Below are 13,507 nucleotides of genomic sequence, written 5' to 3' on the forward strand. Positions count from 1 at the left end.
GAGCAGTTCCGCCGCCAAGATGGAATCACTTTGGCGGGATAAGGGGCGCTTATGATGGGCCACGCCCGGGGCCGCCGGCGATCAGGTGCGACACCGGCGCGATCTCGCCACCGGCGGTCTCGATCGCCGCACGGATCGTCCGGGCGAACTCGACCGCGCCCGGGGTGTCGCCATGCAGCAGGATCGATGTGGCCTGCATCGGCAGCGCCCGGCCGGTCGCGGTGATGACGACGCCGTCGCAGAGCAGGCGCTGCACCCGTTCGAGCACGAGCGCCGGGTCGTGAATGACCGCGCCGGCCGTGCCCCGTGGCACGAGCAGTCCGTCATCGTCGTAGGCGCGATCCGCGAGGAAAGTGGTGGCGACGCGCAGGCCGCAGGCCGCCGCCGCCCCCTCGATGGCGCGGCTGGTCGACGATACGATGAGGAGCTCTCGATCGAAGGCGGCGACAGCGCGGACCAGCGGTTCGGCGAGTTTGGCGTTGGCGGCCACCATGTTGCCCAAGGCGCCGTGGAAACTCATGTGGGTCATGCGGTAACCGGCTGCGCGGACGATCCCTGCAAGCGCGCCGAGCTGATAGGTGACCATCGCCGCGAGCTCGGTAGGATCGATGTGCATCGCCCGGCGGCCGAAGCCCTGGCGATCCGGGAAGCCGACATGGGCGCCGACATCGACACCCCGCGCCTTTGCCGATTCCACGGTGCGCTGCATGATCAGCGGGTCGCCCGCGTGAAAGCCGCAGGCGATGTTGGCCGACGAGACGAGGCCGAGCAGAGCGTCGTCGTCGCCCATGGACCAGGGACCGTAGCCCTCGCCCAGATCCGCATTGAGATCGATCTTCATTCGGCGTCACTCCCGTGCGGCTGCAATCCGATCAGCGGCGCGCCGTATCCCACCGTCGCGCCATGCTCGGCGAACGTCTCGACCACCATGCCGTCCTCCGGGGCCGGGACCGGAAGCAAGAGCGGTCCGATCTGGAGAAAGGCGAGCGGCGTGCCGGCCGCAACTTCGTCGCCGACGGCGACCGATGGTTGCGAGCGCAATGGATGGCGGTCGAGGTAGAGACCCGGCACCGGTGCCCGAATGATCTGCGTGGGGGAAGAAGACAGCGCCGCCGTCGCAGCCTCGATCATTTCGACTTCGACTCGGGCGCCGTCATGCCGCAGGCGCAGCACCCCGGCTGGGCCTTTCAGCTCGAGCAGGCCGATGTCGGTCGCCGCGAGGAAGGCGCAGAGCTGGTCGACATGGTCGAGCGGGTTGGTCATCGCACCGCTCCCTGGTTGCAGTAGAGCTCGACCAATCGGCGGGCGTTGCTCAGCCAGCGCCGGGTCGCCGCCGACGCGTCCAGCGCCTCGTCCCAGCTGCACAGCACGAAACGAATCCGGCTGCCGATGGGAGCCTGGCCGAGGCGCCAGAGGTCGGCGTCGATGACGGTGCCGATCTTGGGATAGCCGCCCGATGGCTGCGCATCGCGCATCTGGATGATCGGCTGGCCGCCGTGGGGGACCTGGATCACGCCTGGGACAATGCCGTGGGAGCGCAGCTCCATGGGTCGCTGCGGCCTGAGTTCGGGGCCGGCGAGACGATAGCCGTAGCGGTCGCTCTGTGACGTAATCTTCCAAGGCTCGGACCATAGCGCCTCGTGGGAAGACGGCGTGAAGCTATCGTATTCGGCAGCCGGCAGCACCCGCACGGCGGTCAACCCGTCCACCTCCAATGGCAAGGCGAGGCCGGGCGGCGTGATGCCGAAGCCTGTCTTGGCGCGACCGGGGGGCTCGGCAATTGGCAACCGATCGCCGTCGCGCAGCGGACGGCCCTCTAACCCGCCGAAGGCGCCGCGCAGCTGGGTACTGCGTGAGCCGAGCACCGAGGGAACATCGATCCCGCCCGCGATGCACAGGTAGACGCGGCTGGCGCGCCAGGTCGCAGTTGAGGGAACGGCGAGCGAGAGGACCTGGCCGGCATCGGCGCGGTGCGCCCACCATGGTAGCACTGGCGCCTCGTCGAGCCGCGGCGCGCAATCCGCGCCGGTCACGGCGAACACCGTCGAATGGGTGAAGCGGACGCGGAACGGGAACAGCGGTATCTCGAGGGCTGCCGCATTCTCCTCGTTGCGCAGCAGGATGTTTCCAGCGGCGAGCGCCAACGGGTCCATCGCACCCGATGTCCCGACGCCGAGGTTGAGCGCGCCGGTGCGGCCGAGATCTTGCACCGTGGCGAGCGCGCCGGCCGACAGCACCTCGATCATCGCAGCACCCGGATGGTTTTGAAGCGGATGCAGTCACCGGGCTGCAGCAGCGCTGGCGGCGTGCGCTCGACATCGAAGAATGCGACCTCGGTGCTGCCGATCGTATTCCAGCCGCTCGGCCCATCGGAGGCAGAGACGCCGGTCTGACTGCCGCCGATGGAGACGGCGCCGCGTGGGATGCGCAGCACCGGCACCTTGCGCCGCGGCGTCGCGATGCGCTGGTCCATGCCACCGAGATAGCAGTACCCGGGATGGCTGCCGAGGGCGTAGACGGTGTAAGTCGGTGCGCTGTGGATCGCGACGATATCGTCGACGCTCAATCCGGTGTGGGCCACGACATCGGCCATGTGCGGGCCGCCGTCGCCGCCATAGACCACCGGCAGATCAAGGCAGCGCCCGGCGACAGGAAGCGGCTCGAGGGCGTGCCACAGCTCGATCAGTCTGTGCTCGATTTGTCCCCGGTGCCGCGGCGGCTCGGCGAAAGCGATCATGAGGTTGTTCATGCCCGGCACGGCCTCCCGAACGCCGGGCAGACGGCCCGCCTCCAGCGCCAGGGCCCAGATGCGGCACTGCGTCGTCAGCGAGGTCTCGCCCGGAGCTTCGAACAGCAGCGCGGTCGTTCCCAGCAGGCTGAGTTGTGGCAGGTCCGTCGTCATGCCTTGCCGCTCCCGCACAACTGCTGCTCGAGATGGTGAATGCTGACGCCGCCCCTGATGAACGCGGCATCCCTGACGAGCCGCCGGTGCAGCGGCAGGTTGGTCGCGATTCCTTCCACGCGCATTTCGTCGAGGGCGATGCGCAGCCGGTCCAGGGCCTCGGCGCGATTCGCGCCGTGCACGACGAGCTTGCCGATCAGCGAGTCGTAATATGGCGGCACGCGATATCCGCTGCTGGCATGGCTATCGATGCGCACGCCGGGGCCGCCGGGGAGCTCCCAGGCGGTGATCACACCGGGGGACGGCACGAACGTGTCGGGATCTTCGGCGTTGATCCGGCATTCGAAGGCATGACCGCGGCAGACGATGTCGGCTTGCGCGAACGGCAGCGCCTCGCCCTGAGCCACACGAATCTGCGCCTCGACGATATCGATCCCAGCGGTCATCTCGGTGACGGGGTGTTCGACCTGCAGGCGCGTATTCATCTCGATGAAGTAGAACGCGTCATCCTCGACGAGGAACTCGAACGTGCCGACGCCGCGGTATTCGAGCTGCCGGCAGGCCTCCGCGCAGCGCTCGCCGATCTGCGCCAGCACGTCCTGGTCCAGTCCCGGTGCCGGCGCCTCCTCCAGCACCTTCTGGTGCCGTCGCTGCAGCGAGCAATCGCGGCTGCCGAGCCAGACGGCATTGCCATGGGTATCGGCAATCACCTGGATCTCGACATGTCGCGGCCGGCGCAGGAATTTCTCGATGTAGATCGCGCTGTTGGCGAAGCCGCGCCGCGCCTCTTCCCGCGTCACGGCGATCGCATCGATGAGGCCAGCCTCGCTCTCCACCATGCGCATGCCGCGTCCACCGCCGCCGCCCGCCGCTTTCAGGATCACGGGGTAGCCGATCTGCCGCGCGGTTGCGCGCGCGAGATCGAGGTCGTCGCCGAGCGCCGCATCCGGACCGGGTACGCAGGGAACGCCGGCGGCGCGCATCGCCCGCTTGGCCGCGACCTTGTCGCCCATGACGCGCATCACCGCGGCCGTCGGGCCGATGAAGGTCAGGCCGGCAGCTTCGACCTGCTCGGCGAAGCCAGGGTTCTCGGACAGGAACCCGTAGCCCGGATGGATCGCCTCCGCTCCGCTGACCTCGGCGGCGAACAGCAACGCCGTCTGGTTGAGATAGCTCTGCGCTGCCGCGGCCGGCCCGATGCAGATGGCCTCGTCGGCATGATGCACGTAGGGCGCATCGCGATCGGCCTCCGAATGGACGACGATGGTGCGCAGCCCGAGCCGCCGGCAACCACGCTGGATGCGCAGCGCGATCTCGCCCCGGTTGGCTATGAGGACCGAGCCGAACATGTGCCTACCTGATCCGCATCAGTTCTTGCCCGGCCTCGACCTCCTGCCCGGTGGAGACGAGAATTGCGATCACGGCGCCGTCCCGATCGGCACGGACCTCGTGAAACATCTTCATGGCTTCGATGACGCACAATGTCGTGCCGGCGGTGATCGCCTGGGCCACCGTGACGAAGGGCGGCGCGTCAGGATCGGGCTGCAGATAGGCAACGCCAAACAGCGGCGCGACGACGCCATCCGCCGCGGCGTTGACCGGTGCCGGTTGCGCAGGCTCGGGACGGCTCGGGGGGCGCGCCGTGGCGGCGACCACTGGCACCGCCGGCCGCGATTCGGTCGGCTGCGGTCGGCGCACCAGCCGCAATGACATGCCGCCCTGGCTGAACTCCATCTCGGCCAGATCGGAAGCCGCCATGGCGTCAATCAGTGACTTGATACGATCGAGATCCATGCTCCGGCCGTTCGTCGAGGTCGGCGCCCGCGGCGTCGCTACCTACCGACGAACGCTACCGCTGGCGGTCTTCCCCGACCAAGACGGTTTGGCTTTGCCCATATAAGAGAGCGCTATGACGCTTTCTGCGCCCGCTCCTCGGCGACGACGAGATTGCCAGGCAGCCCAGCAACGAGCTCGAGCAGGATTTCCTTGATGGCCTGGGCCGGCTCCGATAGCGGCAAATGATCGGACTGGCACAATGCCAACGGCGCCTCGATGATCGGATCGACGATGCGGGACTGCCAGCCGCCGCAGGAGCCCGCCACCTGTCGGGCCATCGATTCCGGCAGGATCGTCGCGCCGAGCCCGTCGGCGATCACCGCCGTCAATGTGCTCGCCGATTCGATTTCCGCGACGACCTTCGGCGCCTGACCGATCGCCGCAAAGGCTTCGTTCACCATCTTGCGCACGACGTTGTAGGGACGGGCGAGATAGAGATCCATGTCGGCCAGCGCTGGCACGCTGATCTCGCCCGGCGGGGCCATCATGCTGGCGGGGCCGACCACGTAGAGCTGTTCGCGCAGCAGCGGCACGAACGAGAGGCCATGAACGGCCGTCTTGCCGCCGTAGAGCACGGCGAGATCCATCCGGCCGTTCATGACGAGCTCCGAGAGCGTCGTTCCGTAGGTCTCGTTGAGGTAGAGCAGGATGCCAGGGTGGCGGGCGCGCACGGTCCGCAGCAGCGGCAGCGCGAGTCCGGCCGCGGCCGTTCCAGGCGCAAGTCCGACGGCGACCGCACCGGAGATGCTCTTGGCCGCCGCGCTCATATCGGCGCGCGCCTGCTCGCATTGACGCAAGATGAGCTGCGCGTGGCGATACAGCACCTTGCCCGCTTCCGTGGGCACGACGCCGCTTTTGGTGCGCACCAGGAGCTGCTGGCGGACCTCGCCCTCCAAGGTCGCGAGCTGCTGGCTGAGCGCCGGCTGCGCGACATGGAGCACATCGGCGGCCTGCGTCAGGCTGCCGACGTCGACGATCTTCACGAAATACTGAAGACGCCTCAGATTCACCTTGTCCCTCGGATCGATCGGCGCAGCGGCCTTCCCGGCTGCGCGGCATTCAACGGGGCGCCGAGGAGGAATCCAACCATAAGATATGCCTATCAGGCCAGATTGAACTCGTGTTGGTCAGCGCCGGCGGCTGTCTTTAGCGTCGCACCTCTCCAGACCGGGGTCAATTGCCATGAACCGTTCTCGTATTTCCGCGCGCGTCAGACGCATCAAGCCTTCGCCCAGCACGGCGGCTGCGGATCGGGCGAGCGCGCTCAAGCGCGAGGGCAAGAGCATCGTCAGCCTTGTGGTCGGCGAGCCGGATTTCGACACGCCCGCGCATATTCGCACTGCCGCCGTCTGGGCGATGGAGAAGGGAGAGACGCGGTACACGGTGCTTGCCGGCACGCTGGAGCTGCGCCAGGCGATCGTCGCCAAGCTGAAGCGCGAAAACGGCCTCGTCTACGATCCCGCGGAGATCGTCGTCACCAACGGCGCCAAGAGCGCCATTTACAGCGCGCTCGAAGCGACCCTCGAGGCCGGCGACGAGGTGATCATCCCAGCGCCCTATTGGGTGTCCTATCCGGACATGGTGCTCGCCTGCGAAGGAATACCTAAGATCGTGGCCTGTCCGGAAAGCCAGAGCTTCAAGATCTCGCCGGCCCAGCTGGAGGCGGCGATCTCGGAGAAGACGCGCTGGCTGTTGATCAACTCGCCATCGAACCCGACCGGCGCAAGCTATTCCGCAGCGGAATATCGCGGGATTGCCGAGGTTCTCGCCCGCCATCCGCATGTGCTGGTCATGACCGACGACATCTACGAACACATCCGTTTCGACGGCGAGAGTACGCCGCATCTGCTCAACGCAGCACCCGAGCTGCGTGAGCGCGTCCTCGCCATCAACGGCGTATCCAAGACCTATGCGATGACCGGCTGGCGCATCGGCTGGATCGCCGGCCCCGCGGACCTCGTCGGCGCGCTGAATACGCTGCTGTCGCAGGCCTCGGGCAATGCCTGCTCGATCAGCCAGGCGGCGGCGGTCGCGGCGCTCACCGGCGACCAGAGCTTCGTTGGCGAGACCGTTGCGACTTATCGGGCGCGTCGCGATCGCACGCTCGCGCGTATCAACGCGATCCCCGGGCTGAGTTGCCGGCCGCCCGACGGAGCGTTTTATCTCTACGTCAATTGTGCAGGCCTGATCGGCCGGACAACGCCGGCCGGGACTCGCCTCGAGAGCGACAGTGACGTCGTGATGTACTTGTTGGAGGCGGCCGGCGTGGCCGTCGTCCAGGGCACCGCCTACGGTCTGTCGCCATTCTTCCGTGCCTCGATCGCGACATCGCAAGCGGCGCTCGACGAAGGCACGGATCGCATCGCCCGTGCAGTTGCCGAGCTGCACTAACCTGAAATTGATCGAAAGCATCCTCCATGACCAATCCCGGAATCGTCAGAAACCCCTCCGCTCCCCAGGTCGACCCGTCCACCGTCGCCAAGCTGCGGAGCATCGCGGTGGCGCTGCTGAGCGATCAACTGCACCGCAACTGCGGCAGCATCGGTCTTCGCGCCTACCATTCGCCCGCCCCCATGGCCGGCACGGCGGTGACCGTGAAGACGCGTGGCGGGGACAACCTCGCCATTCTGCGCGCCTATGATTTCTGCCGGCCCGGAGACGTCATGGTGGTCGATGCCGGCGGAGACACTACCAACGCTCTGGTCGGTGGCATCATGACCTTCGCCGCCGCTTCGCTGGGTCTCGCCGGCATGGTGCTCGATGGCGCCATTCGGGACGCGGCCGAAATCGGCGCACGAGCTTTTCCCGTTTATGCCCGCGGCGTGAACCACCGCGGCCCCTACAAGGACGGTCCAGGGGAGATCAACGTGCCGATCACGGTCGGCGGTATGGTGGTCAATCCGGGAGACGTGATCGTCGGGGACCAAGATGGACTTCTCGCCTTCCCGCCCGGTCTTGCCGCAAGCGTGATCGAGAAGGCGATGGCTCAACATCAGAAGGAGGAGGCGACGATGCAGGCCATTCGCGAGGGCCGCTGGGACCGTTCCTTTGTCGACGCGCTGGAAGCGCGCTGCGCCAATTGAGCGCGTTTCTGCCTCTGTTAAAGCTTGCTGCGGCGTCTTCACGCCAGAACAACCGCAGAGCCAGGTGAACTCTTGAGATAAGGACACCGGGCGGAGTCACGGATATGCGCTCTTGAGATCATGGCTCGCGGCGCAGCCCGGACAGCGAAATCGCAACCCCGGCCGCTACCAACCAGCCAGTTCGCAGGTACTTCCTGCAGGCTGGAAACGCCGCACCAAAACGTGAAGCGTGCCAATGTCCTGGTTACTCGGCAGCGCTCCCTACTTCACCAACGCACAGCCGCCCTCCACCATTGGCCGGAACGCCTGGTCTGCCGGGATCGTCGAAACAAGCTTGTAATAATCGTACGGATATTTCGTCTCCTCCGGCTTCTTGACCTCGAACAGGTACATCGGATGCACGACGCGGCCATCCTGACGGATCGCGGTATCGCCGAAAAGCCTATCGTGGCCTTTGAACGTCTTCATCTGCGGCACGACGTCCTTGGCGTTGTCGCTGCCAGTAGCGGCGACCGCGTTGAGGTAGGCGAGCGTGGAGGCGTAGACGCCGGCTTGATTGCCGCTCGGCATTTTGCCGTTCATGCCGGGGCGTGCCGCAAAGCGTTTGGCGAAGGCACGGGTGTCGTCGTTCATGTCCCAGTAAAAAGCCTCCATGAGTTGCAGTCCTTGAGCGACCTTCAATCCCATTCCGTGGACGTCGTTGATGAAGAGGAGGAAGGCAACGAGCTTCTGTCCGCTCTGCTGGATACCGAACTCAGCCGCCTGCTTCACCGCGTTGATGGTGTCGCCGCCTGCATTGGCAAGCCCGATCACCTGGGCTTTCGAGCCCTGCGCCTGAAGCAGGAAGGAGGCGAAGTCAGAAGTGCCGAGTGGATGCTTGGAGGAGCCGATCACCTTGCCGCCATGCGCCTCGATATATTTCTGCGCTTCCGCCTCGATGCCTTTACCGAGCGCGTAATCGACGGTGAGGAAGTACCACTCCTTGCCGCCGTGCGACATCATTGCCGCCGCCGTGGTGTTGCCGGTCGCCCAGGTGTCGTTGACCCATTGGATGGTGTTGGGCGAGCAGGCCTTGCCGGTTAGGTCGGCGCTCGCGGTGGAGGACGCCAGGAACGTCATCCGGCTGTCGCGTAGCACATTGTTGATGGAAAGGCCCACCGCCGAGTTCGGCACGTCGACGATGGCATCGACACCTTCAACATCGAGCCATTTTCGCGCAATGGCCGAGCCGACGTCCGCCTTGTTCTGATGATCGGCGTAGACGATTTCAACCTTGACGTCCTTGCCGCCGCCGGCGAAATCTTCCGCCGCCATGCGTGCGGCTTCGACCGAGCCCATGCCGTTGGTGTCTTGGAATATGCCGGAGATGTCGTTGAGCACGCCGATACGCACGACGCCATCCGAAATCTCCGCGTTCGCGGCGCCGACCCAAAAGCTTGCGGCAAGCGCAATGGTCCACCCCAGGTGCTTCATTCTTTGTCCTCCCTCACTCCCGCGAGTCGGTCGTTGCCGAAAACTGGAACCTAGACCTGCCGCTCCGGCAGACGCAGCACGAGACCGTCGAGCTCAGACGTGATCCTGATCTGGCAGGACAGCCGGCTCGTCGGCCGCCGCTCCGCGGCGGTGCCATCGAGCAGCGCGTCCTCGTCGTCGCGGACGGCCGGCAATCGCGCCAGCCAGGGCGTCGTCGACATAGACATGGCAGGTCGCGCACATGGCGTTGCCGCCGCACTCGGCGAGGATGCCGTCGAGGCCGTAGCGGGTTGCCGCCTGCATCGCACTCTCCCCGTCGCTGGCGTCGAGGTGATCGCTATTGCCGTTGGAATGAACGAAAGTAATGGCTGGCATCAAAGGTCCTCGTCAGGCCGGGGTGATGGATATCGGCAGGCTCTCTAGCCCGCGCAGCGTGTTGTTGTAGCGGCGCTCGACGGGACCGGAGATTTCGATCGATGCAACCCTTCGCGCGATCGCGGACAGCACCACCTCACCTTCGAGCCGCGCTACCAACTGGCCAACGCACATGTGAATGCCGGAGCCGAAGCCGACATGGCCCGAAGTCTTGCGGGTGATGTCGTAGCGATCGGACTCGATCCAGCGGCGCGGGTCGCGGTTCGCCGCGCCGAGGAACATCAGGACCTTCTCGCCCTCGCCGACGCGCGTGCCGCCGATCTCGACCTCGCGCGTCGTGGTGCGGAAGAAGGTCTGCACCGGGCTTTCGAAGCGAACGGCTTCCTCGAAGGCGTTGCGCGCCAGCGACGGATCGGCCCGCAGCCGCGCGAATTCCTTCGGAAAGCGTGCCAGGCAATAGAGAGCGGCTCCGATGCCATAGACTGTGGTGTCGAGGCCTGCGGACAGCAGTGAGCGCACGAGCAACGGCGCCTCATCCGACGTGATCTCGCCAGTGTCGGAGAACGCATGGATACAGGCGCCAAAGCCGCCAGGCTTAAGATTCGGTCGCTGGCACTGCTCGGCGACATAGGCCTGGTGCGGCGCCGATCGCTCGATTGCGGTCTGACGTAGCTCGTTTGGCGGGCCGAAGGCATTGAAGACGAGACCAGCATAAGGAATCAGGTGCTCGCGCCCTTCCGCCTTCAGTCCGAGCGCATCCGGAAATACAGACAACGGATAGGCCTCTGCGAGATCGGCGACCGCATCGAATTTGCGCCGCTGCAGCAGCTCGTCGATCTTGGCTTCGGCCGCCAAAGCGAAGCCGTCGCGGATCCGCTTCATGGTCGCGGGCGACAGCACCTTTGACAGCACGGCGCGGGTGCGGGTGTGCGCGGGGGGATCGGCCTCCAGGATCAGGCTCGGCGGCCGCCAGGGCTTTTCCTTCTTGAAGTCGGAAAGACCGACGCCGCGGCTGGAACAGAAGGTCTGGGGATCGTTGAGGACTGAATAGACCTCGGCATAACGCGCCACGCCGTAGACGTTCCATTTATCGAGATAGACGACAGGGCCGGCCTCTCGCAGCCTTTCATGGGTCGGATAGGGATCGTCGAAGAACGAGATCGCGAAGGGGTCGACGTCAAGGTGTGGAATGGCCATTGGACCGGCGGTCGAAGCACAGGCGCTCGGTACAGTCATTGCAGTCCTCGCAAATTTGGGCTTGTGAAGCGTTCGCGCATGTCCTTATTTCTGGAGCAGCGCATGAAGCGAGCCCCGACGTGATGCAGCCACCGACCAGCAAATCGAGACACAACACCGCGACTGAAGGCGATGCGCCGCTGCTCGATCTCGACCGCTACATCCCGGCTCTGATCACCTTCATCGCCAATAAATTGTCCAAGAGCGCGAACGCGTTCTATCAGCCCGCGTTCGGCGTCAACGTCACCGAGTGGCGCATCATTGCCCTGCTCGCAATCGAGCCAGGCATTCCGGCCGCCCGCATCTGCCACGTCATCGGCTTCGACAAGGGGCCGGTGAGCAGGACGCTCGCCGCCATGGAGAAGCGAGGCCTGATCGCGATCCGCATCGACCCGAATGACGGCCGCACCCATTCGATCTCCCTGACAGCGAAGGGGCGCACCACCCACGACAAGGTGATCGCCGTGGCGCTTGGGCGCGAGCGGCGGCTGCTGTCGTGCCTTTCCAGGGATGAGCAGGAAATACTGATCGGGCTGCTGCGCCGTTTGCATGAAAATCTCGGCGCGGTGACGGATACCGATAGCTAAGCCAGGGCGCACAGCACGATGTGCACGCAAGGCTTCGTTACCTTCACGCTTGCGCCGGCGTTTGCTGGCGATACCATCCCTGCCGAACATCGGTCCTCCCAGGAAAGGCGTAGCGGTTGTCCCGCCATCTTCCCTTGCGCGAAGGTTCGCATGAATTAGTTGCCTAGGCAACAAAAAACCTTTGCCTCCGGCTTGAACCCTCCCTTCCTTATTCGCGAACCTCTCCTGGTTCGCGGATAGGCGGCAACCGCTTATAGACCCTTTGTCGATTGCGAGGGGCCGACAATCCGCCGTCTGGCAGAGCATCCTGGCAGCGCGCGCGGCGAGATGCTCAATGTCGAGCCATCGGAAAGGATCGCTACTAACATAGAGGCCAAGTTCGAGACGGCGCTAGCGGTTTAATGTCAACCCGGGACTGCCGAGAGGATGAAGAGATAAAGTCCGTAAATGCGAGAGCGAAGGGAGCCGCCGTCATTGGGAGCTTGCTGGCTCGCGCAGCGTATCTACCGGGTCGCACCCAAGCGGCACGACCGAGGAGAGCAGCGCGCTGCTAGGGGCGGTCGAGACACCCCCGGTATCGATTCTCCGGACCATCCTTAGAAAAAAGACGCATTCAAATGGCGAAGGGTAGCTGACCTCTCGCTAGCCAGCGGCGGCGACTGTTCCATAGATGGTCAAGAGGCCAAGTCCCATCGCGATGTTTCCGATAACGAACTGCAAAGACCGGTTGACCCAAGTTAAGGTTCGGGCTGAGATGACTAAGGGAACCGCAATCAGCGACGACAGTGCGGCCATCCCCATCATCGAGCCCATACCAAATAGTAACACGTAAAGTATCCCCGCTAGATGGTTCGGCGCTTGTGAGACGGTTAAGACGAGGAGCGCGGCTGAGCCTGCCATCCCATGCATGAGCCCGACCGCCAGCGTCCGCCAGCGCGCACCATGGTCATGATCATGCGCGCGCGCCTCAGGGCGCCAAATTTCGCTCTTGTGACTAGGAGCACGAAAATCTGAGATGTGATGGTGAACATGGACACGTTCGCGCCATAAGCGCCATATGACGTTGCTTCCTAACAGAATCAACATGAAGCCGACGGCCGCCTCTAGCGGTTGCGAAACGCCCGGCGGAATTGCATATCCGAGCACCAAAGCCGCCCCGGAGAACAGGAACAAAGTGATGGTGTGTCCAATTCCCCACGTCAACCCATGCTTGACGATCTCGCCCACATCGCTGCGGCGCGCCGCAATGCTCGATACCGCCGCAATGTGATCGGCCTCGAGCGCGTGCTGCATGCCCAGCAGCAGTCCCAGCCCCAATATTCCGAACATGGCAAGATCCAATCATCAAGAGGGAAATACGGTGTCCTTCAGCAACTTGCTTTGCCGTCGTATCCAACCGTACCACTCCTCAAATCCTGCGCCGTTTCTGGCCGAGACCTGCAGAACCTCGATGGCCGGGTTGACGTCTCTGGCGTATGCCACCGCGCGATCGACATCGAAATCCACATGCGGAAGCAAGTCGAGCTTGTTCAAGATCATGAGGTCAGCCGACCGGAACATGTGAGGATATTTGATCGGCTTGTCCTCTCCCTCGGTCACTGAGAGGATGACGACCCTTGCATGTTCGCCAAGGTCGAACATCGCAGGACAAACTAGATTTCCGACATTCTCGATCATCACGATCGATTCCGGCGGTGGACGCAGCTCTGAAAGAGCGCGCGCAATCATGTCGGCCTCGAGATGGCAACCCGTGCCCGTATTGACCTGGACTGCTGGGGCGCCTGCGCGTCGAATTCGCTCCCCATCATTGGCCGTCACCTGGTCTCCTTCGATGACGAAGAGATTGACCTCGTGATGAAGGTCGCCAATGGTTCGCTCCAGCAGCGTGGTCTTGCCGGCGCCGGGCGAGCTTGCGAGGTTCAGGGCCAGGATTTCGCGACCGGCGAACCAGGCCCGGTTCCTTGCTGCCAAAACGTCGTTCTTGGCGAGGATCCGGGCTTCCAGATCGAGCACCA

14 protein-coding genes and 1 pseudogene are annotated in these 13,507 nt (G+C 64.7%); 3 read left to right on the forward strand and 12 right to left on the reverse strand.

Annotated features, from left to right (window positions below):
• Nucleotides 1–49: 49 nt before the first annotated feature.
• From QY049_RS21830 to nac, 7 genes are all read right to left on the reverse strand, one after another.
• Nucleotides 50–841: a LamB/YcsF family protein gene (locus QY049_RS21830; protein WP_128930131.1), complete on the reverse strand. Its 792-nt coding sequence runs from the start codon at nucleotides 839–841 to the stop codon at nucleotides 50–52.
• The gene (locus tag QY049_RS21835; protein WP_128930130.1) at nucleotides 838–1,263 is read right to left on the reverse strand and encodes a biotin/lipoyl-containing protein; all 426 of its coding nucleotides are present in this window, start codon (nucleotides 1,261–1,263) and stop codon (nucleotides 838–840) included. Before QY049_RS21835 ends, QY049_RS21830 begins: the two co-directional genes overlap by 4 nt.
• Nucleotides 1,260–2,246, reverse strand: a complete 987-nt coding sequence (locus tag QY049_RS21840; RefSeq protein WP_128930129.1) for a biotin-dependent carboxyltransferase family protein — start codon at nucleotides 2,244–2,246, stop codon at nucleotides 1,260–1,262. The genes QY049_RS21835 and QY049_RS21840 overlap by 4 nt, the downstream gene beginning before the upstream one ends.
• Nucleotides 2,243–2,902: a 5-oxoprolinase subunit PxpB gene (gene pxpB / locus QY049_RS21845; protein WP_128930128.1), complete on the reverse strand. Its 660-nt coding sequence runs from the start codon at nucleotides 2,900–2,902 to the stop codon at nucleotides 2,243–2,245. Before pxpB ends, QY049_RS21840 begins: the two co-directional genes overlap by 4 nt.
• Nucleotides 2,899–4,251 (reverse strand): acetyl-CoA carboxylase biotin carboxylase subunit, encoded by a 1,353-nt coding sequence (gene accC / locus QY049_RS21850; RefSeq protein WP_128930127.1) that lies wholly within the window; start codon nucleotides 4,249–4,251, stop codon nucleotides 2,899–2,901. The genes pxpB and accC overlap by 4 nt, the downstream gene beginning before the upstream one ends.
• Nucleotides 4,252–4,255: 4 nt before the next feature.
• The gene (locus tag QY049_RS21855; RefSeq protein ID WP_128930126.1) at nucleotides 4,256–4,696 is read right to left on the reverse strand and encodes an acetyl-CoA carboxylase biotin carboxyl carrier protein subunit; all 441 of its coding nucleotides are present in this window, start codon (nucleotides 4,694–4,696) and stop codon (nucleotides 4,256–4,258) included.
• 113 nt (nucleotides 4,697–4,809) lie between these two features.
• A complete protein-coding gene (gene nac, locus QY049_RS21860) occupies nucleotides 4,810–5,748 on the reverse strand; it encodes a nitrogen assimilation transcriptional regulator NAC (protein ID WP_128930125.1) in 939 nt (312 codons plus the stop codon).
• Between the two features lie 172 nt (nucleotides 5,749–5,920).
• Between nac and QY049_RS21865 the strand changes: the two genes are divergently transcribed.
• Nucleotides 5,921–7,129 carry an aspartate transaminase gene (locus QY049_RS21865; protein WP_128955156.1) on the forward strand — a complete coding sequence of 403 codons (1,209 nt, stop codon included), beginning with the start codon at nucleotides 5,921–5,923 and terminating at the stop codon, nucleotides 7,127–7,129.
• Between the two features lie 26 nt (nucleotides 7,130–7,155).
• On the forward strand, nucleotides 7,156–7,821 hold the full coding sequence (locus tag QY049_RS21870; protein WP_128930123.1) for an RraA family protein: 666 nt from the start codon (nucleotides 7,156–7,158) through the stop codon (nucleotides 7,819–7,821).
• Between the two features lie 261 nt (nucleotides 7,822–8,082).
• Here QY049_RS21870 and QY049_RS21875 read toward each other — a convergent pair whose 3' ends face one another.
• From QY049_RS21875 to QY049_RS21885, 3 genes and pseudogenes are all read right to left on the reverse strand, one after another.
• A complete protein-coding gene (locus QY049_RS21875) occupies nucleotides 8,083–9,294 on the reverse strand; it encodes an ABC transporter substrate-binding protein (RefSeq protein WP_128930122.1) in 1,212 nt (403 codons plus the stop codon).
• Between the two features lie 50 nt (nucleotides 9,295–9,344).
• Nucleotides 9,345–9,669 (reverse strand): annotated as a pseudogene (locus QY049_RS21880) (2Fe-2S iron-sulfur cluster-binding protein).
• A 12-nt stretch (nucleotides 9,670–9,681) separates the two neighbouring features.
• The gene (locus QY049_RS21885; RefSeq protein WP_128930121.1) at nucleotides 9,682–10,905 is read right to left on the reverse strand and encodes a cytochrome P450; all 1,224 of its coding nucleotides are present in this window, start codon (nucleotides 10,903–10,905) and stop codon (nucleotides 9,682–9,684) included.
• Nucleotides 10,906–10,988: 83 nt separating this feature from the next.
• On the opposite strand from QY049_RS21885, the gene QY049_RS21890 reads away from it, so the two are divergent.
• Entirely contained in the window at nucleotides 10,989–11,492 is a 504-nt protein-coding gene (locus QY049_RS21890; protein WP_128930206.1) for a MarR family winged helix-turn-helix transcriptional regulator, read from the forward strand.
• Between the two features lie 642 nt (nucleotides 11,493–12,134).
• On the opposite strand, the gene QY049_RS21895 is transcribed toward QY049_RS21890, so the two are convergent.
• Together QY049_RS21895 and hypB are read right to left on the reverse strand one after the other, a co-directional pair.
• A complete protein-coding gene (locus QY049_RS21895; protein ID WP_128930120.1) occupies nucleotides 12,135–12,821 on the reverse strand; it encodes an urease accessory protein in 687 nt (228 codons plus the stop codon).
• Nucleotides 12,822–12,836: 15 nt separating this feature from the next.
• Nucleotides 12,837–13,505, reverse strand: coding sequence for a hydrogenase nickel incorporation protein HypB (hypB, locus tag QY049_RS21900; protein WP_308421687.1), 669 nt, complete (start codon nucleotides 13,503–13,505; stop codon nucleotides 12,837–12,839).
• Between the last annotated feature and the right edge of the window lie 2 nt (nucleotides 13,506–13,507).

The organism is Bradyrhizobium sp. WYCCWR 13022, from assembly GCF_030435535.1.
Taxonomy (GTDB): Bacteria; Pseudomonadota; Alphaproteobacteria; order Rhizobiales; family Xanthobacteraceae; genus Bradyrhizobium.